The sequence below is a fragment of the Occallatibacter savannae genome, assembly GCF_003131205.1.
In the GTDB taxonomy this organism is placed as follows: Bacteria; Acidobacteriota; Terriglobia; order Terriglobales; family Acidobacteriaceae; genus Telmatobacter; species Telmatobacter savannae.
The window spans coordinates 628,656-648,706 of sequence record NZ_QFFY01000002.1 but is presented as its reverse complement, the minus strand read 5'-3'; the positions used below and the strand labels follow the sequence as shown (position 1 = coordinate 648,706).

General features: G+C 55.5%; 13 protein-coding genes. 4 read left to right on the top strand and 9 right to left on the bottom strand.

Annotated features, from left to right (window positions below):
- Positions 1–1,460: 1,460 nt before the first annotated feature.
- Positions 1,461–2,264 (bottom strand): ferritin-like domain-containing protein, encoded by an 804-nt coding sequence (locus DHV10_RS10200; protein WP_109486537.1) that lies wholly within the window; start codon positions 2,262–2,264, stop codon positions 1,461–1,463.
- Positions 2,265–2,796: 532 nt separating this feature from the next.
- Here DHV10_RS10200 and DHV10_RS27050 point away from each other — a divergent pair.
- Positions 2,797–2,958 carry a hypothetical protein gene (locus DHV10_RS27050; protein ID WP_162601398.1) on the top strand — a complete coding sequence of 54 codons (162 nt, stop codon included), beginning with the start codon at positions 2,797–2,799 and terminating at the stop codon, positions 2,956–2,958.
- 1,037 nt (positions 2,959–3,995) lie between these two features.
- Here DHV10_RS27050 and DHV10_RS27045 read toward each other — a convergent pair.
- The gene (locus tag DHV10_RS27045; protein WP_162601397.1) at positions 3,996–4,163 is read right to left on the bottom strand and encodes a hypothetical protein; all 168 of its coding nucleotides are present in this window, start codon (positions 4,161–4,163) and stop codon (positions 3,996–3,998) included.
- Between the two features lie 137 nt (positions 4,164–4,300).
- The gene (locus DHV10_RS10195) at positions 4,301–4,600 is read right to left on the bottom strand and encodes a zinc-ribbon domain containing protein (RefSeq protein WP_109486230.1); all 300 of its coding nucleotides are present in this window, start codon (positions 4,598–4,600) and stop codon (positions 4,301–4,303) included.
- Positions 4,601–5,049: 449 nt separating this feature from the next.
- On the opposite strand from DHV10_RS10195, the gene DHV10_RS10190 reads away from it, so the two are divergent.
- Together DHV10_RS10190 and DHV10_RS10180 are read left to right on the top strand one after the other, a co-directional pair.
- Positions 5,050–5,517, top strand: coding sequence for a Crp/Fnr family transcriptional regulator (locus DHV10_RS10190; RefSeq protein ID WP_162601396.1), 468 nt, complete (start codon positions 5,050–5,052; stop codon positions 5,515–5,517).
- A 464-nt stretch (positions 5,518–5,981) separates the two neighbouring features.
- A complete protein-coding gene (locus tag DHV10_RS10180) occupies positions 5,982–6,836 on the top strand; it encodes a hypothetical protein (protein WP_162601395.1) in 855 nt (284 codons plus the stop codon).
- A gap of 181 nt (positions 6,837–7,017) precedes the next feature.
- Here DHV10_RS10180 and DHV10_RS28235 read toward each other — a convergent pair whose 3' ends face one another.
- From DHV10_RS28235 to DHV10_RS10150, 6 genes are all read right to left on the bottom strand, one after another.
- The gene (locus DHV10_RS28235; protein WP_162601394.1) at positions 7,018–7,215 is read right to left on the bottom strand and encodes an ATP-binding protein; all 198 of its coding nucleotides are present in this window, start codon (positions 7,213–7,215) and stop codon (positions 7,018–7,020) included.
- 59 nt (positions 7,216–7,274) lie between these two features.
- Complete coding sequence (locus tag DHV10_RS10170) at positions 7,275–7,466, bottom strand: hypothetical protein (protein ID WP_162601393.1); 192 nt, start codon at positions 7,464–7,466, stop codon at positions 7,275–7,277.
- 525 nt (positions 7,467–7,991) lie between these two features.
- Complete coding sequence (locus DHV10_RS10165; protein WP_109486224.1) at positions 7,992–9,200, bottom strand: hypothetical protein; 1,209 nt, start codon at positions 9,198–9,200, stop codon at positions 7,992–7,994.
- 2 nt (positions 9,201–9,202) lie between these two features.
- Positions 9,203–10,327 carry an alkaline phosphatase family protein gene (locus DHV10_RS10160; protein ID WP_239461452.1) on the bottom strand — a complete coding sequence of 375 codons (1,125 nt, stop codon included), beginning with the start codon at positions 10,325–10,327 and terminating at the stop codon, positions 9,203–9,205.
- 35 nt (positions 10,328–10,362) lie between these two features.
- Entirely contained in the window at positions 10,363–11,715 is a 1,353-nt protein-coding gene (locus DHV10_RS10155; protein ID WP_239461450.1) for a tetratricopeptide repeat protein, read from the bottom strand.
- 145 nt (positions 11,716–11,860) lie between these two features.
- Entirely contained in the window at positions 11,861–15,754 is a 3,894-nt protein-coding gene (locus tag DHV10_RS10150; protein WP_239461449.1) for a TonB-dependent receptor, read from the bottom strand.
- A gap of 629 nt (positions 15,755–16,383) precedes the next feature.
- Here DHV10_RS10150 and DHV10_RS10140 point away from each other — a divergent pair.
- Positions 16,384–20,046: an FG-GAP-like repeat-containing protein gene (locus tag DHV10_RS10140; protein WP_239461447.1), complete on the top strand. Its 3,663-nt coding sequence runs from the start codon at positions 16,384–16,386 to the stop codon at positions 20,044–20,046.
- Positions 20,047–20,051 lie beyond the last annotated feature (5 nt).

The following is a 20,051-nucleotide window of genomic DNA, read 5'->3' as shown; positions in this document are numbered from 1 at the left end:
TTAGGCGGTGAGGGTACTGCATTTGAACCTCTACATCTTGCTTGGGGGATAGCACAAGATTATCAATTCTTCGATTTCGCTTCAACTCAGGTGAAACCCCGGCCTTCTAACCGAAAGGTAACGGTTCGCCAGTTTGGAGATGACTGGGGAAATCACAAACGCCGATGGTTCTCGCCCTCTTACCTCAGGGCTGGGGGTAAAAAGGACCCGCAACCGTTCCACGAGTTGCGGTGCATTGCGCTATTTCGCCCCAGTGTTCTGCGTAGATTCGATCTTCGCGGCCAGCGTTGCCCATAAGTCGCCGGCTCGCAAACACAGGTGGGGAGACCACCTCTCCCCCGAGAGTGAGCCCTCCCCAACATACCTGTGTAATGACCCATGCAGGGGTCGTTGACGCCAACGCTACCGTGCTCGTCGGGTAACCAGTCAAGAATCCCTTTTGGTTCGTATTGGAGGGTACCAGTCTGTAAACCGTCAGGGAGGCGGAGGCTTGAACAACTGAGCCGCACAATTTATCGTGCGAGGTAAATACTCCCCCATTCCCACCAAGGAGCATAGCGCACATGATGCCGTATGCGAGGACCGTTATCTCTGTTCTTCAGACTACGTTGAGCCTCGTGGAGAGTTGTGGCCATCTACCCGGCGATAGTTCAGCCTTAGCCAAGTTGCGGGAAGGGGTGGAGCAAACCATTGCGGAACTGGAGTCTGTAGCCAAACGTGATCCGCGTTCAGAGTTTCAAGCCGCCGATGAGAACTTCTTCCGGACGGGATGATTACTCTGACCTGCTTCATGCGTCAGAGGTGTGTAGAGGGCCGCGTGGTTATCAAACGGGCGTTGACTTCCGAAGAAATGATCATCGAGGGCATTCGTAATGCTCTCAGAGCCAACCCCACCAACCTTACGCGGCAAGAGGTTCAGAAGTTGATGTCCGAACTATCAACTCTTGAACGTGCTGGACCGGAGAAGCCACCTGAAAGGTGAGACTCTCACCCCTCTCATTCTAAGAGTTCGCGCTCTAGGTCGTATGCCTTCTTGTATAGATCAAGTGCGCGTTCTGCAATGTGTAGACGTACCCGCATTTTCACTCGCTCATTGGGTGAAAGGTTGAAGTCTTTTAGCTGCTCGCGGTACGCTTCAACCTTTCTCTCGAGTTCCTTGACGTGCTGGCGTAGACTTCTGTCCATTCGCGTATAAGGTCAACAGGCCGGGGTCGAACATTTCACAAAATGGAAAGAGACGAGTCGCACGTTAGAGGGGTTGCTCGGGCAAAAAAAACCCGCGTGGCCCGCCGTTTCCACCGAGTCGCGGGACGAATTTGCCTTTGGTGTTAAACCGTGAGATTCCAATCTACGCCTTCATGTTATTCGTGCCACACACAATAAAGGACTGAGAGACCGCCCGACAGAACCCCGCAACGGTGGAAGCCGTTGCAGGGGCCTTGTTGCCGTCGGGGCTTTCTTCACTGAGTCGTGATTCCGCCGTTCATGCCGTTCGGGAAGAAGCCGCCCATCGAACGGCCACCTGCATAAACGATGTTGAGGACTTGAGATGGCGTTCGCGGGATGGCCAATGCCTTGGTATTCAGGTCAAAGATAGCTTGTCTCGTTGGTGGAATGTCAATGGAATCCACTGCCGGACTGCCGACACCATTGCCGACGCACTCCCAACGGATAGCGCCGGAGTGCATCGCCTCGGCACTGAGTATTGCGGCTGCGGCTGCAAGGTACGCCGAACTACTGATGAGAGGAGCAGCACCGAGATATGCGCTCACTCCCACATCTTCGAACTGACGCGCCAGCTTGAGCCAACTACTCACGCTCGAATAGCCATATCCCAAGGCATTAAGGTTGATAGCTGGTTTCTTGGCTGCGGAGGAGCCCAATGCCGAGCGCAGATACTTCACGTGATCGATCTCGTCGTTGCGTAGAGCAGAGGCGACACCAGCGAGGGGAGAGGCTGAGAAATTGGGTATCCGATTGCCTCCCGTTGTCGGTCCGGTTTCGTCCTCTGCGGAGATCACACCGAGCTTTACGAGAGTCGAGCCATAAGTGGAGACCGCATAGAACTCAGCTTCGAGGTATTCGAGGTTGAGAGCGAAGTTGAGAATGTCCACATCGCTAAACGCAGCGGCCTCGACTTTAGTTGTGGTCAGAGACGCAGGAAGACCGACGAACGCTGTAGCAAAGCCAATGCCGGTTAGCCCAGCGCCTTTGAGGAAGTTGCGACGGTTGGCTTCAATTGGGGAAACTTGATGATCTGACACGAAGACCTCCGAAACGTGGTGGTTCGTTCGTTACTGGGAAAGCGGTACAGTGAGACTCGTTCACCGCTGGTTGCGTCCGCTCCTCCGACAGCGGAATTCAGGGTGCTCGATGCTTACGACGCGAACAAGGTCTGCGCCTGAACAAATGACGTTTCGCTGATCCTTGAACAGGGCGGAAATCGGCCGTCGCCCGATGAGAGGTACGAACGGGGGAGTCAACTGGATTTAGTGGTTTAGGAGAAATTCTATCCTCAGCCATCACAGCCACGCCCGACCCGTTCGAGGAGAGCAGGAAAGAGGGCGGGAGCGTCGGCGCAATCATTGAGTACGAACTTCAACGATCTAAACTTCTCCCTCACACGCATTCAGCAAAGTGCATCAGAACTTCAAGAGGGGTGCTTAACCTTTGTCTGGACGCATTCTAAGTTTTGAGCGAACCTTGAGTTCCCGCCGTGAGATCGTCGAGTTGGATGCGTTACTCATCCACAGAGGCGTTCGCATTCCGTGCCGAGTTCGTGCGGTGAGGATTTCCATGCCGCAAATAGATACATGTGTCTACGTGAAGCCTGACGTAGTCAAGATCAACGTTGACCTGCCGGATGGCGTCTACGAACTGTCGCTTGATGGACGCACCTTCAAAATAGCCAAGAGCGGCGGCAAGTGGCACAGGACTTTCCATCATGCAGTGGTTTAGAGCTTTTGAAGTTGCGGAACCCATATTGCTGATTACGTAACGCGGAAGCTCAATTTGTAAGGCAGGGCATACACTCTGGGTCACCGTTCGCCACCTATTCTCATGGGGCATCTAAAGGCGGGAACAGGAGTGTTTTCCCGTTGTCTTCATCACGACAGGCCTCACAGTTCCCCCGGTGCGAGACCATTTCCCAGAACAGTTGAACAGCGGGGCTGTCATATCCGCACGGGGCTCCATGCTGCTTCCAGACGAGCAGTTTCCATTCTCGGTATAGCTCTTCGTGAACCCAACACCCCATGGAGCAGGAACGATACTCGGCTCTCCCGCCCATTCACAATAGAATCTTTGGTCTCGGCAGTCTCCAAAACTGCACCTTCTCTGCTTCGCGATTTCCGCATCCAAGTTTGTATGGTGCTTCGCTCTCAGGGCAAGCACCCCGACTGCAACGCAGTCGGTGGGCCCGCGCTGTTCGTCGCATGTACGGCGAGCAGCGCATGAACTAGCTATAAGAGTTTTCTACAATGACACACGCACCAAATCGGGTTCCAATCTTTCGTCCGAGTGCGGCAGTACGGCAGAATTGTCCTGCCTCAGTCCTGTTCATGTTGGTGGCCGCTTTTTGGTCGTTCCTGTTCGCGATATGGCTGCTCCATCCGGGCATCTGAACTCGGAATGCACCGGAAGCGGATTTCCCCCTCGCGAAGCAAACTGGACAGAAAGCGGGTTTGTTCTGTCTCGGCGTAAAGAGCATCGTTGGTTTCCCCAGTCCTCGCACGTCAAGGAAGAATCGACCCTCGTGAGGCGATTACCTAGAACCTGCACACCCTGTAAATTATGGACAGTGATTGAAGCCTTTGGAATGGAAGAACTCCCGCTCCGCAGCAGATACTAGACGAGCAGCGGTAGTGAAATCTCTGTGACTTGTGGAGCCCTTTTTAAGAAGTAGAAAACCGATAAACAGAGTGTGTCCATCGCAATCGGTGAGAAGCGCCTGCGTACTCGGTCGATGATGCTTGGTGCATACTTTTCGGTCAACCCTAATCGCTTTCGGCCAGTGGTTCAGGTTCGCGATTGCCGAGAGTTTCAAGCTCCTCGATTTTTTCGTTCAGAATCTGCTTCAGTTGGGAACTCGCTGGATTGTCGCTGTGGTTTCGTTCGATCTTCTCGACTGTGTCTTTGAGCACCTGAACCTTCGGATCAATCATTTTGAGCCCTCAGAATCCCCCACGCAGTCTTCTCTGATGATTCTCTGTCTGTCGGGGTTTTCCCTAGGGTTCTCTGAGGTTCTCAGCGCAGCGGGACACGCGCAAGCAGATTGTTGCCTCTTTGGTTACCCTCAGGCTCAAATAGCAGTGCACACGGGGGATTCCGCCTCAGAGCGGTGTTCACTGAAGCACGCACGGCAATACACAGGTCGATGTTGGCGTGGGGTGAAGGGTACTGTCGTTGCCGACCCGCAGTCCGCGCAGGTCACTTTGCTATCAGCCCTCATCGGTCGATGGTTCTTCTTTGACCTGCACTCCCGGCAACTCTTCGGTGTGTTTGTGAAGCCACGGGCACGGAAGAATTCCTGTTCGCCTGCCGTGAACACGAACTCAACTCCGCAGTTGACGCACTTCAAATCACGGTCAATGAAGTTCATGCTGACCTCCGAGCCGGGAAGACGGGGTTTTGCGAATAGTCTGAGCTTCTCTGGTAGTGACGTCAAGTGTCCCATCCGTAAACGTGGAGCCCGTTTGAGAAAAAACAACGCCAGCCGGGAACAGGTTCGGCTGGCGAGGGTAAAACCGATTGACTTCCAGATTGATTGTATTGCGATGCAATCTTCAGATGGAACTGGGAAGAACCCTTGCTTCCGCGTGACCTACAGTGCAAAAGCTCTGCCTTGAATCAGTAAGAGGAAGCACTCCTGCAAGGCGTTCTGCGGCTTGCAGGGAGGAAGGGGAATGCCACGTCTAAATGGCTTGGAGGCTACCCCGAATTTGGCTTTGGGTTATTAAAACGATCTTCGCCCCGAATTGATGAACTGTATGTGACGCTCGTCACTCCATCCGAGTTCGAATTCTGGCAGCATCTTCGGAGGGAGTTCTCGTGCTCGACGATTCCACAATCAAACAGGACATCCTAGAAGTCTCCCAGCCATCCCCGCTTTCGGGAATCTTGGCCAGCCCAGAACTGATCAAAGAATTTATTCAACGTGGGAGGACTTTGACCTTCCCGCGCACGGCTGTTCTGTTCCGGCAGGGTGAATCTGCAACGAGGGTCTACCTTGTCATTTCCGGGGCTGTGGCACTCACGCTGCCATTCTCGACCTCCCATGCAATCGGATTCATCGCCGAGAACGGCTCAATTGTTGGTGTACCAGCAGCTTTCGGCAACCAGCCGTACTCGATGACAGGCGTTGTTGTTGCTAGATCGGAACTCATAGCGATAGAAGCGGAGGAGTTCTGCAAAATGATTGCCTCTGACCCGGTCCTGTCACTAAATGTGCTGAAGATTCTAGCGGCGGAGACTCGGGCGGCACGGATGGCAATCGCAGAAGCCGCTACTGCTTTTTGAGCGTCTCTTCCATGCTCCGCATCGCCTCATCATCCCGGCAAACCTCACAAGACCGGCGATGTTCAATGATCTGCCAGTAAAGGCGGACGGTGGGGCTGTCATCCCCACTCGAGTGCGCACCGACCTGTTGTTCTACAAGCCTTTTCCACTCGGTTTCGAGTTCAGCGTGCACCCAGCAAGGCATACGCGGCCATTGTAGGCGAGATTCAGTCCGCTTCCGCAACTCTTTCTTCTCGAAAGGTTTGTACCTTTCTCATTTGTGACGAGGGTAATAACACCACGCCGGTACGGGAACTCCGTTTGAGCAGAAACCTGCCATCCTGAAACTACCAATCATGCGAGATTCGTACAGAGCAGCTTTTAAGGACCTGCTCAAGAGATCGACACTGCCCCAGAACGTCAAGGTGACGATCAGCGGAGCATACCCGTCCCAAGAGACCGCTCGGCGAATCTTGGAGACTGTTGTGTTCTTCATGCGGATGTACGGCACTCAACTCGATCTGAGCGGGTTGGATTCGATAGCAATCGCCGACGATTATCACGAGACTCTCGCCAAATTGGATCGAGGTTTCAAAGCTCCGGCTCTGGTTCCCAGCAACGATGCGTTCGGAACCGACTTCGCAAGGGCGATTCCAGTTGTCCGTGATGGTCTGGTGAAGACCTCCATCGTACTGAGGTCGGAACTGGCTTGGGCTCTCGATGATCCTGATCACGAGATGTACAGCCGAGCAATGCATCTACTTGCTCACGAGGCAGCGCACGCTCATGACAATGAGGTACTGAGACGTACACTGCCGGAGTTTGGCAAGCCCAGCGGCAAGGACTCGAGCGATGAGTATCTGTTAAGCACTGCCCACATTTGCTGGAAGGAATATATCACTTCCCGGCTCAGTGCCCAGTGGGGCATTCGCACGTACTGTGGAGAGCTAGAGCCGAGGCTGTGTGACATGCTCTCGTCGGCGAAGGAGAAGGCTGACGAATCCCGTCACGGATACCGTTTTCATCAAAACCAGAAGCTCGTCGAAGGGGAGATTCGGAACATCTTTGGGAAAATTCTCATCCGTTCGTCTTACCTTGTCGGACACGTACATGGGCTAGGAAAGACCGTCATGGAGATGGCACCCCAATACTGCAAGCTGATCAACGAGCAAACGTGGTTCTCGCCAATCTTTCAACGGTACGAATCAACGCTGCGGGAGATGCACTCGACATACGGAAGTTGGACGTGTGAGGAGGTGTTCAGTCCGCTAGTCGGTACTTGTCAGGATTTGTTGAATGCCGGGGGAATGCGGTACGTCAGGGAAGCTAGTGGGGGGTAACGTTCTGAAGTTTGAGTTCACATCTAGACCCAGTCTCGGTGCCAATAGTGAACGTCCAATCTAGATAAGGCTTGGCAAAGAATCAGGGCCTTATTCCGGGTTTCTGAGCGGAACGCTTTCACGAGCTGCCGAGGTTTTGGAAAGCCGATTCTTCTTCCTCCTACGGAAGTCCATGCCCATCCTACGGAAGTCCATGCCCATCGTCGCGAACAATGACACGAGTCAAGCCCTCGATGTCATTCTTCTGAAACACCACTTGAATTTCATCAGCATCCGCGTCCAGACCATTCCAGATAAGCTCAGCTAGTGCCGAGAGTGGCCTTTTCTTTGCGAGGCTCTTGAGATGGTCAGCCTGAACTTGGACAGTTACCGTCTTCATGGGCTGAAGCATGGAGCCGCTGAGTCTGCAACTGGCGCGAATCGTCCGCGCATTCGACCTCACCCCTCTTTCATTTTCTCCGGCACCTTCCGAAACACTCGGTTGTAAATCTCGTGGGCAAGGTCAACCGACTCTTCGATGGCCTTGCCGGTAGGCACCACTCGCACGTTGACCTGCCGTTCCCGTGCGAGCCGGATACCGGCGATGAGACAGGCACCGAGATACACCATCGCTTTATTAATTCGGGGCAAGTGTGCATCCGGGTCGAACATCACCTACCCTCGGTTCGCTGCTGGTGAGTGATGAGGATGGTCAAGTCGTCCGAGGAAGACCTCTGAGGCAGGTACCGACTTAATTCACCGCACAAGGGACATTCACCGGTGATGGACTGAATTGGAAATCCCTCCCGGCCTGAGGGCACGTCTCGGCGGCATCGCTTGCAAGTCACCACGAACGTTTTTCGGCCTGAGGGCGTCGGGAACATGGAAACATTATAGGAGAAGATAAGGCGAATATAACGGGATTCGCTCAGTCCACTGGAGAGCCGTTCTCGCTGCCCTACTGTTATGAAGACTGTTACGATTTTTGAGCTAGAATCGGGGTCAAAGAGGTTGGCGTAGGTTGTCGTAAGTTAGGGCGAGCGGAAACAAGTCTTTCCAAGTGCTTGATTCTAATCGCTATCAGGTTGATTCTAAGAGACGTAGAGATTGGCCGAAAATCGGGGGTTCGAATCCCCCTCTCTCCGCCATTCCGCACCGCCCGCTTTAGGAAACTTGTTAGGTAACCGCCATGGAAAAGAGCTTTTCCATGTCAATCGCGGTGTTTGACTCCGCCCCCCTGGGCATTGCGGGGCCGATTGCTACTGCAATCTGGTGGTCTTCGAACCACGCGATAAAGCTCGAACGCTCAGACTCAGACAATCTCTGCTGATCGATCCACTGGTAGTACGCCCCCATGTCGCCGTCAATGAGCGAGCCGACTGGATCGAGTTCCGCTTGCCCAATCCCGCCGGCCAGCAATTCGTTCATGGGGCGCTGCCTTTGTCGCGGCGCATACCTGACGAGCAATGTGAGAGGCTGGGCACGGCGCAGCACTTCGCGGGATGCCCATTGAGCAAAAGCAGTGCTATAGATTTGAGTACCCGAGCCCTCCGTTAATAATTTCAACTCGAAGCGACTCAGTACCGGGTCAGTCCCTGTCTCCACCTTCAAATCGGTCGGAGTTAAGCGAGCCATCACTGCACGAAGTTCTTCAGGACCCATGCCCGGTCGACTGATCTCCTCCTGCATCCGCTTCAACAGGGCGTTCCGCGTTGGGGTCAGAGCCCTGTAGGAAACAGAAGCGATGTGACTGCCATGCGGCTCTAAATCCCCTCCCTCGACGTACCAGTGCGCGAATGGCTGCGGATAATTTTGGGCTCTCTCCTCGAGAGCAGCCATCAAACAAGCGAGCCCGCCCTGAGGGCTCACATTTGTGAAGTAGGTTCCATGCTTCCGCAGGTTTTTGAAGAGCGGAGAGCTGTAGCTTTGTACTTCTCTGCCGATAATTGCCACTCCGACCCTGCTCAGCCGATTAAGCTCGGGCTTCCTCAGCCGGTTCAGCCGATCGCCGTATTCCGTAGCGGCCTTGCGGAAGCCGTCTAGCTGGTGAGTTGACCAGAGATAGGCAGCCTGCTGTTCGACAAATTGGGCCGGAAGGTTCACCCAGTCGAAGTTCTCAAGAGTTGAGGACAGCGAGATTGAGAAGAATGCTTCGAACCACTGATGCAGTTCCGCATCTGACAGGCTGTCGAGAGTCGAAAGCTCATCTTGAAGCGTCGAGCGCTCGGCGGGAAACTTGTAGTCGAAATCGATGACCTCCCGCAGCAAGCTCGGAGCGAACGCAAATGGCAGCCGCTGTAATGCTCCCAGGTGCTCCGTTGCGATCGCGCGAGCCTGCGGCGGATAGGACGCGAAGCTTTCGGCTTTCAGTTCGCGCGGAAGCATGGCTAAGCCAACTCTCGTATGGATTTGCCGCTCGATTGCGATGGCGAGAACCCCATCATCGCGCCAATGCTCGGAACGAGGTCGATCGACTGAATCGGCGTGTCATAGACAACACCCTGCCGCACACCGGCGCCGAGCGCCATCATCCATGTGGTCCTGCTGGCCGAATCGCCAGTACGGTGATGTTGAAACCCGTTTCCGCCCGCATCAAAGTCCGAATCGCGCCCAAAGTCAGGCAGCACAAACATGGTGGTATTGCCTGCATACTCTGGCTCTGTCTGGATAGCCTTCCACAACTCTGCACAAAGGCGGTCTGTCCGGCGGATACCTTCGATGTAGAGCGAATAGGCTCCAGAGTGTGCGACGTCGATATCGTGCATGGTGATCCAGAGCAGACTCGGCGATTCTTCGCGCATGAGACGTTTTGCAATGTACAACGACAGCTCGTCCGGGCTTGAAAGAGTGCGCGCGTGCGCGGCGAAATCACCAATCGAAAGCTTCAGGATGGTCTCGAGTTGCTGCAGCTCCACTTCTCCGCCGGCCAACGCCGGTGTATAGAGCGGCGTTTCATAGTTGTCGTGAAGGAGGTGTTCGAAATCTGCTGTGCCGGCAGAACTGGTCAGACCCAGGAGTCTCTTCGGCAGAATGACTCGCGCGCCCTGTCCGGGGCCGAATCCTTTCACTTCGCTCTCGCCGATGCGATGAAAACCATTGCTGGGCGCCACCACCCATGCATCGGACAACGGCCGCTTGAGTTCTTTCCTGAAGTACTCAAAGATGGTCGGATGCTCCGGCGCAACCGACGCGAAGTTATTCAGGGTTTCGTAGACTCCCGTTGCTAGGCTAGCGGTGGCTACATAATGCCCGAGAATCCCTTGGTTCGTCACATGCGTGAAGAAGCTCGATTGCGGAGCCATCTCGTTCAGCATGTGCGGAATGTTTTCCTGGCCCTCTGGCGCAAACGTTTCCTGATCTCGTGCGCCACCACCAAAGGTGACAACCACCACTTTGCGTTTTTTGCGCACGGACTCGGCTCGAACAAAAGGGCTCGCCTGAATCAGTGCGCCGCCCAGTGCCAGTCCCGCGGCATCTCGCAGAAATTCCCTGCGCGTGCGGCTGACTGACACGGCGGTCTCAAGTCCATCTGAGGAGCGATTCACGATCATGGCCTTTCCGTGTTCGATCCCTTCTCCGCGTACACGAACTGCCGAACATCATCATGCTCTTTTTGAACTTCAGCAAGGTGCTCAGCGCGCAGCTTTTGATAAACCGCGAATTCTTTTTGAGCCTGTTCCTTCTGCCCGGTATGAATAAGATCGGTCCCGAGCCTGTAATGCGCATCCGGCAGATTCGGATCCAGTTCAAGCGCTCGCTGGTATTGGGGAATGGATCTCGCGTACTCGCGCCGATCCGCATATAGATTTCCTAGCTGTAAGTGGGCATCCGCAAGCGAATCGTCCAGCGCTAACGCTTTCTGCAAGAGTGTCTCAATCAGACTGCCGTCTACGTTTGCGTTTCCTACACGCTTGCCCTTCCAGAGACTCACCGCGTAATAATACTGCGCGAGTGCGTTGTCAGGCCGCAGACTGGCATATCGCTTGAATCGGTCTACCACTTCATCTGCCTGAAGCGGTGAACTGTTGTAGGCCTTGGAGAGAAAAAGATAGCAACGCTCATCTTTCGGATTCAAGTCTGCAGCTGCAATCAACGCCTGCACCGCTTTGTCATAGATCCCTCGGGAATACAAAGCGAGCCCCAGGCCGATAAGAATGCGGGGCGACTTCGGATACATCTCTGAAGCCTTTTGGAAAATCTGAATAGCCGGCTCGTAGGTACGATGCAGCAGCATCTCGCTTCCCCAGGCGAAGAGGTTATCTTCGCTGGGCTCCAGGTGAGCCGCTGCCTCGTAGTCGTTCGCCGCATCCACAAACTTGCCGTCTTTCTCATCAATTTGGCCCATTAGGGCATGCAGTTCGCCGCTTTCTTTCTGCTGGAGCAGAGACTTGACTACAGTCCTGGCCTCCTCGAGATTGCCCGTCATGAAGTCAGCCATTGCCAGATCGTACCCATTGTCGTACGCACTCTGGTTCAGCTCGTAGGCGCGCTTCAACAACGGCAGCGCCTCCGCCACCTTCCCCGTTTGGATGTAGAACTCGCCAAGGTTGTGATTCGCATCGTAATTGTCAGGCTGCAGTGCGCGGGCGCGTTCGAACTGCTCCCCCGCCAGAGCGGGCTTTCCGAAACGAAGTAGGGTGGCGCCGAGGTTGGTACGGGCTTCGCCTGAGGTGGGATTGATCCGCACCGCGGCTCTCAACTGTTCAATAGCCTTCTCGCCCTCAGGGACAGACGCGTAGGCCATGCCCAGCAGTTCGTGGATCTCGAAGCTCTTTGGTGCATAGGGGAGGAGTTTTTCGAGGCGGGATGCTGCCTGCGCGAAGCGGCCGGCATCGAAGTCAGCCACCGCAGCCTGATACTGCTCGTCAAGTTTGCGAGTGTCTTTCGTTTGACCGGCCATGCAACTCGTCCAGATCATGCATGCAGCCATGACTAGACAGCGCCGCCGGAACTGATTGCTCACAATTCGCCTCCGCGTGAGCAGCGTGGCCCAGATTGAAACACCCCGGCCGGAATCATCCGACCGGGGTGTAGTCAATCTTAGCCTAGTAGTACAGCTTCAGAGCAAATTGGATCTGGCGTGGATCGAATGGCTCGTCACGGGTTGATCCAACTTCGCCGAAGTGCGGGTCGGTGTAGTTGCCCGAACCGCCGATCGCCACTACGCCGTTGCCGCCGAAGTTGGGAGCGTTGAAGTTCGGGTGGTTGAGAATGTTGAAGAACTCTGCGCGGAACTGGGTTGAGAACCGCTCGCTGATCTTGAAGTTCTTAAAGAGTGAGTAGTCGAGTCGGTGGAAGCCGGGACCAGCGATCTGTCCCGGTTTGCTGCCGAGTGCGCCTGCTCCATTCAGGGGGATGCAACCCTTCGGAGAATCAGGCTTTGGAGCAAGGCTACCTGGATTTGTTCCGTCCCAAGTAAGTTGGCAAGGCTGACTGAACGCAGCTGGATTGTTAACCCAGAACGGCCGCGGAGCACCGTCGATTGTCTTGGTCTTGATTCCCAGCTTCGGGTCCTGACCCTTGACAAGTACCGTGTTGCAGCCCGCTCCAGCAACGGTCCCTGACGGGCAACCGAAGTTCAAAGGCTGACCACCTTGCAGAGTCACGATCCAGTTCATCGCCCAGCCACCGAGAATCAGATCTGCTGGACCACCGTGGTTCATGTACTGCTTGCCTTTGCCGAACGGTAGTTCATATCCGCCGCTGAAGTGGACCACGTGGCGAATATCGAAGTTTGCCAGAGCGTAGTCGAACTTCGGACCGAGCCCCGGAATTGCGTAGGCGCGCAGACCGCCGGTGGTCCCGCCGTTCAGCAAGTCGCCTGCGTCCGACATCGTCTTGGACCATGTGTACGTAAGCAGGAAGGTAAGCCCGTTCGCGTACTGTTTTTCGAGCTTTGTCTGCAGGCCGTGGTAGCGGCTTTCTCCATAGGTGGCCTGATAGCTGCCGCCTCCGAAGTCCTTGAACGGAACGCAACTGCCACCTTGGAACTTGGCGAATGCGCCGCAGTTCTTGGTGTCCAAACCGGAAGGCAGAATCTGCGTTACGTTCTGATAGCCGACGCCACCCTGAAGATCCGATCCCTTCGTCGTTACGTACGAGGCCGTCGCAGCCAAGGTGTTTGTGAACGAGTATTGGAAGGTGAGGTTGGCGCTGTAGGTTCGAGGAGTTGCATAATCAAACTGAAGTCCCTGCAGACCAAGTCCGAGCGCATTCAAAGCCGCTGGAGTGAGAGGAATGCAAGAGAATCCAGATTCGAACGACGCCGTTCCACCCGGTCCGCTGGTCGGACAATTCGCGTAGGGCGAGTTGTACTTGATCGGCGCTACCTGTGACGATTGGCTTGGATCAGCCGGGTTCGACTGCGGGAAGTACGACAGGTTGAACACAAACGGGTAGTTCTCGCCGATGTTCGGTCCGTATCCTTGATTTTCAAACGAGTTGTAAAAGAGTCCGAAGCCGCCGCGTACGACCAGTTTCGGGGAAACCTCCCAGGCCGCGCCTACGCGAGGAGCAAAGTTATGCTTCTGCGTCTGCAACAAACCTTGACCATACTTGTCGGTCGAGTTGAGCGCGATGCCGTCTTGCGCTAGCAGGTCGACAAAGCCCTTGCACCCGATTCCCTGGCAGGTCGCGTTCGTTGAGAGGGTGCGGTTGTCCTTGCCCTTGGCAGGAATGATGAACTCAGGTTTTCCATCTGGAGGACCGCTCGGAACGAAGTTGGCCTGCCCGCCGTTCGTTTCGTTGATAGGTCCGAAGTAATCCCAGCGAAGACCGAGGTTCACCGTCAGCTTGGGGCTGACCTTGAAATCATCCTGGAAGTACGAAGCGAAGTACATCTTCTCGTCGTACGTCTTGTTGATGTTGGATGCAAACACGCCGTCAGATCCGCCCGAATAGCTGAAGCCGTTCGGGTTGGCATTGCCAGCGATGGTTGCCGGAGCTGCCGTCGGAGGCAGTACGAATTGGGCGATACCGCCCGTCGTGTTCGAAGCATTTGGAATATCCGTGAAGCCGCCGTTGTACTGGAACTGCCCGTGCGACCAGGCAGGCTGCAACGTCGAGAACTTCACGTGCTGGTATTCGATTCCCATCTTGAAGCTGTGCTTGCCGTAGATCTTCGTGAAGTCGTCTGTGACCTGTAACGTCTGGCTAACTTCGTCGGAAGGCAGGAAGGCATTGCTTCCAAGGGTCTGGAGGTTGCCTATCGAGAACGCCGGCAGTCCGCCATTCTCCTGTCCCTGCGGAATATTTGCGATTCCGTACTGGTCGGGCAGTCCATTCACGGTGCCTTCCGGCCCGAAGCGCGTGGTGTGCAGGTGGTTGAAACCGGCACGTACCTGGTTAACCGTCGATCCACTGAAGACGTGCGTGAACCCCGCGACAGCCTGATCCGATTTCGCCGTCTGCACGCCCTGCTGGAACGATCCGCCGTCAGCGATACCGCCGAAGATACCAGGGATGTAGATCGGATCATCGGAATAGCTGAAGCGGAAGAAGATCTGGTTGTGCTCGGTGGGGTTGAAGTCTTCGCGCGTATCGAAGGTGTTGGCGTGCTCATAGGTATTCGGGCTGACAGCGTAGGTCTGCAATCCCGAATTCGGAGCCGGGTAAAGATTCAGCAGCTTGACCGCGTTCGGATCGATCCGGCCGGCAGGCAGCTGGTTGAGGTCGGAGCAAGCCGCTAGCGTGAAGCTGGCCGTTGACGGACCGCACTTCGTGCTGAATGGATCGCGCACGTAGCCGGCGCTTCCCGAGGTGTTGGTTCGTCCGGAGACCGGGTCCACCGCACCGGCTGCTACATAGCGCGTCGTTGCCGGATCGAGAACTGCGCCCTTTTGGATCGCACGACCCAGAAGATCGGGGCGAGTGGTTCCATCGTTGAGCGCGAGAATATCAGCCAGATTCGTGTAGTTACTGCTCCGCATTGCGGCGGTGGGAACGTTCGCGTTCTCTGATGTGCCCTGGACTCGACGCTTCCCTTCGTAGTCGCCGAAGAAGAACATCTTGTTCTTGATGATCGGGCCGCCGGCCGACACGCCGAACTGGTTCAGGCGAAGTCTGCCCTTCTTGATCTTGTTGTTGTTCTCAAAATAGTCGGCCGCATCGAACTTGTCGTTGCGGAGGAACTCCCAGACGGTGCCGTGCAGGCTGTTGGTACCAGACTTGATGGTGGCGTTCATGACGGCACCGGCAGAACGTCCGAGTTCCGCGCTGAAGTCAGCCGTCTGAACTTTGAACTCCTGAATGGCATCAACCGGTGGCAGGATCACGAAATTTGTGCCGTTCAGGAAGTCGACTGCGTTCGAGTTGTTGTCGATACCGTCGAGAAGGTAGTTGTTCTGCGCCGGTCGCAGTCCGTTCGCCGAAAAGGCGCCCGAGGCCGCGTTGCCGCGCGTGTCAGCCTGCGGCGTCTGCATGCCGGCGCCGAGCTGAGCGAGAAACGTGAAGTTACGGCCGTTGAGCGGAAGGTTGTTGACCTCCTGGCCGCTCACCACCTGCCCAACCGAAGCCTCTTCGGTCTGCAACTGCGGAGGCGTCGTGTTCACTTCGACGGTCTCCGTCGTGCCGCCAAGCTTCAGCGAGATGTTCACTTGAAGCGTCTGCGCAACGCTGAGCGTGAGGTTCTTCTGCGTCGTCTTCGCAAAGCCCTGCGCCGTCACAGTGACTGCGTAATGTCCGGCGCGGACGGGAGAAAACGTGTAGATCCCGCTTGCGTTGGACTTGGTTTGAAGGGTGATCCCCTGGTCCGTATTCAACAGCGTGACATCTGCGTTCGGCACGACGGCACCGCTCGAATCTTGAACCGTTCCTGTGATGGCTCCTTCGTCTACCTGGCCATACATGGGTTTGGTTTGGATGACGAGTATGCATACGATCGCCAGAACTGCGTACCGTAGTGCCCTCACCATTTTCAGCTTGCTGGAGTCACGGCCCATGAGAATAACCTCCGATCCTCTGTTTCCTCGTCTGGGACACACTTCTTATCTGTGAAGCAGGTTGTTGTGGGTACAGGGGCGCAATGAAATCGTTTTCCTGTAAACGGTTTCATTGCTCGCGAGAAAAGTTAGGCGATTCACGCAATGTTTGTCAATCAAAAGTTGTAGCTGGCTCTAAATCCTCATCATTCTGCCACGTGTTCAGGTAGGACCGTCCACCTCAACACGAACGCTAAGCCCCTTTGTAAATGCCTTTATCTGCCATACCTTGAGGCTGGGGAGCGCACAGCACAGAGTTGCGACCTGCAGCACCGTGCAAAACGCCACTTTGACGTTATGGAAAGCCTCCGGGCGCAGTTTGGTCATGTATTTGGGAGAGGCTGTGGATTTCCCGGCCCAGCTCTGGAGGCACAGCCGGGATGCTATGATTTCGACCATTCGCACGCGAAAAACTCCGAATGAAGTTCCCCCTCAAGCTGAATGCGCCAGGCTTCTCAAGACGCTCAATTCTGAAATCGTTGGCATCCGCTCCACTGCTAATTCGATCAGCACCTGTTTACCCCTTCAGCCGCCCAGCTTCCTATCTTGAGCTTCCCCTCGGAGATCTGCTCCTAGCGGAGGGAAAGCTCGTGCCTCACTATCCGGTGACCTCTCCTTTGTCGGGAGTTCTCGCCAAAGTTCCGCCAGGATCTGATGAATTTCCTCTGGAGAAATTCGCGGTAGAGATCGAAGCCATCCTCGGTCGATGGGGCAACACGCTGGAAAAGAACACTAAGGGGTATGAGGCAGCTTCAGAGATCTTGAGCGATTTGATCGAAGCGTCCGATCCCGCCTTGTGGAAGGAGACCGTGATCCGTTCGGGATTCGGCGTGGATACTTCGAGGCGTGTCTTCTCATCCATCAAGAGAATCTCGCGCGATGAAATGGTCAGGAGCCTTGATAAGTGGATCGGATCGGCTCTCGCGATCGAAACGACGGAGTTCGAAATCTTCAGCATCGAGCAGACGAACGCCACACCAGTTACCGTGCGAGTCGAAGTGCGCTACAACCTGGTGTCGAGGGTCGAGAAGAACAAACGCCAGGAGCGCGTTGGAACCTGGAAGATGGAGTGGTTCCACGACGCCTCCGATCACTGGAAAGCTCGAATGTGGCAATTCGGTGGCGAAGTGGTGTGCGCGGTGGAGAACCCAGCTTTTGTCGACATTACCTCGGAGACGTTCGGAGCAATTCCTTCCTACGAATCGCAGCTTTCGCGCGGAGCGGACCACTGGCGTACGGTACTGGATGGCGCAACCGGAATCGATATTTACGGCAACAACGGTATCGCAGCAGGGGATTTTGACGGCGACGGGCTGGACGATCTTTACATCTGCCAGCCCGCAGGACTTCCAAATCGCCTTTATCGGAACCGCGGCGATGGAATCTTCGAAGATGTCACCGAGAAGGCGGGAGTTGGTGTTCTCGACGGCAGCGCGTGCGCGCTGTTTGCGGACTTCCTGAATCGGGGACGCCAGGATCTGCTCGTCGTATGCGGCACCGGTCCGCTTCTGTTCTTAAACAACGGAGATGGCACATTCAGCCTCAAGCACGATGCGTTCAAGTTCGCGCGCCCGCCGCAGGGCTCATTCACTCATGCCGCAATTGCAGACTACGATAACGATGGCCATCTCGATGTCTACTTCTGCCTGTACATGTACTACGTCGGTCTCGAGCAATACAACTACCCGGTTCCCTATTACGACGCAAAAAACGGGCCGCCGAACTGCCTCTTCCGCAATCAGGGTGATGGAACCTTTATCGAGGTCACGCAGAGCTCCGGTCTGAACATCAACAACGATCGCTACAGCTTCGCATGCACATGGGGAGACTCGAACGGAAACGGCTTGCTCGATCTATTCGTCGCCAATGACTTTGGAAGTTCGCAGCTGTATCGCAACAATGGCGACGGCACGTTCAAAGACGTCTCCCAAGAAGCACATATCCAGAGCGTTGGTGCGGGCATGGGCTGCTGCTGGTCCGACTACGATAACGACGGCGGGCAGGAAATCTATGTCCCGAGCATGTGGGAAGCGGCGGGGCAGCGCATATCAGAGCAGCCGCAATTTCACAGTGATGCGCCAGATAGCATCCGCGAACTGTATCGGCGGCACGCACGCGGCAATGCTCTCTACCATAACCGCGGCGGGCAGTTCGAGAATGTGGGGCACTCCGCGGGAGTGGAGATGGGACGATGGGCGTGGTCTTCGGACTTCTGGGATTGGGATCACGATGGGTTCAGCGATCTGTACGTGACGAACGGATATCTTACAAGTCCTCAAGACGACGAGCTCGCCGGCTTTTTTTGGCGACAGGTCGTCGCCAAATCTCCTGAAGATACGACGCCTCTCACCGCATACGAAAACGGCTGGAACGCCATCAATGAGCTCATTCGCTCCGATCACACCTGGCACGGTCACGCGCGTAACGTTGCCTTCTCAAACAATCAGGACGGTACTTTCTCTGAAGCCTCGGGCGCGTTGCTGATGGATTTTCGAGAGGATTCACGGGCCTTCGCTCTCGCCGATTTCGATCACGATGGCAGGCTCGAAGTGGTTCTGAAAAACCGCAACGCGCCTCAGATCAGGGTGCTGCATAATGCCCTGCCCAGAATCGGCGCGGTGATCTCGTTTTGTCTTCGCGGAACCCGGAGCAATCGAGACGCAATCGGTGCATCAATCAAGGTGACTGCGGGCAAGCTTGTACAGACCAAGTATCTGCAAGCCGGCTCAGGCTTTCTTTCGCAGCATTCGAAAGAGCTCTTCTTCGGCCTTGCCTCGCATGAAGGTACTGTACAAGCCAGCATCCGCTGGCCTTCGGGGCTCGTCCAGACATTCGAGCAGCTTCCTGTCTTCAATCGAATCCGCATCGAAGAAGGGACCGGGACCTTCCATGCCGAGCCGTTCTCGCCTTATCGTGCGCCGGAAGCGCGCGTATCCTCGGCCGCGAGGGAGACACTCCCGCGTGTATGCGAGACATGGCTGATTCAGCCGCTCAAGGCGCCCGCATTCACGCTTGCCGGTCTCGATGGCACAGCGCGCTCCCTCGAATCCTGGAGAGGAAATCCCTTGGTCCTGACCTTCTGGGCGACAACCTCCCAGGAGAGTTTGCGGCAGATCGAGTTCTTGAACGCACACGCGGCTGATCTTAAACGCAAGTCACTAAAGGTTCTCGCGCTCAATCTCGACGAAGCCGAACAACGCGCGACGGCTAGCAAGATCGCATCTCAGTACGACCCAAGCACAACCGTCCTATTTGCAACCGACGAGGCGGCAGGTATCTACAACCTTCTGTACCGACACCTCTTCGACCGCCAGCGCGATCTGCCCGTCCCACTTTCCCTTTTGCTTGATGCCAACGGGATGATCGTGAAGGTGTACCAGGGCTTCTCAGAGTCTTTTCCGTTTCTCGAAGACAGTACTTCGATTCCCAGGAATCAGCAGGAACGCATGCATCGTGCTCTCCCGTTTCCAGGCTTGCTTGTGCAGGATTCGTTTGAGCGCAATGACTTCACCTACGGTGTAGCCCTCTATCAGCATGGGTACCTCGATCAGGCCGCGGAATCATTTGAGCAGGTAATCGCGGCGAAGCCCAGCGATGCGAACGCCTACTACAATCTCGGCACTTTGAACCTGCGCCGCAATCGCCCCGATGAGGCGAAGACGTTCCTGCAGAAGACAGTTGAATTGAGACCTGGATTTGCCGAGGCTTGGAACAACCTGGGGATGATCGCAGCGCAACAGGGGCAAGCCGAAGAGGCAATTCAGTACTTTCACAAATCGATCGAGATTCAGCCAGGCTACTACACCGCGCACATGAACCTCGGGAATCTCTATCGCCGTCAACGCGCTTTCGATAAAGCGCGAGACTTCCTGAATCGAGCTCTATCTCTGAGGCCCGATGACGCCGACGTGCAGTACAGTATCGGGATGCTTTTCGCGCAGCAGGGTGAACTCGATCAGGCTGCTCAGCATCTGCAGCGAGCCATAGCATTGCGTCCTGGATATCCAGAAGCGCTCAACAACCTCGGCGTGATCCACGTACGGCAAAATGATGCGACCGGAGCAGAAGACCTGTTCAAGACTGCCATTGCTGTCGCTCCATCATTCGATCAGTCATATCTGAATCTCGCGCGCCTCTATGCATCCCGAAATGAGCGGCAGAAGGCGCGTGACATTCTGGAGCAACTCCTGAAGCTGCAACCGAATAACGCGAACGCACGAGATGGTCTCGCGGTGCTACAATCTGCGCCATAAGCTCG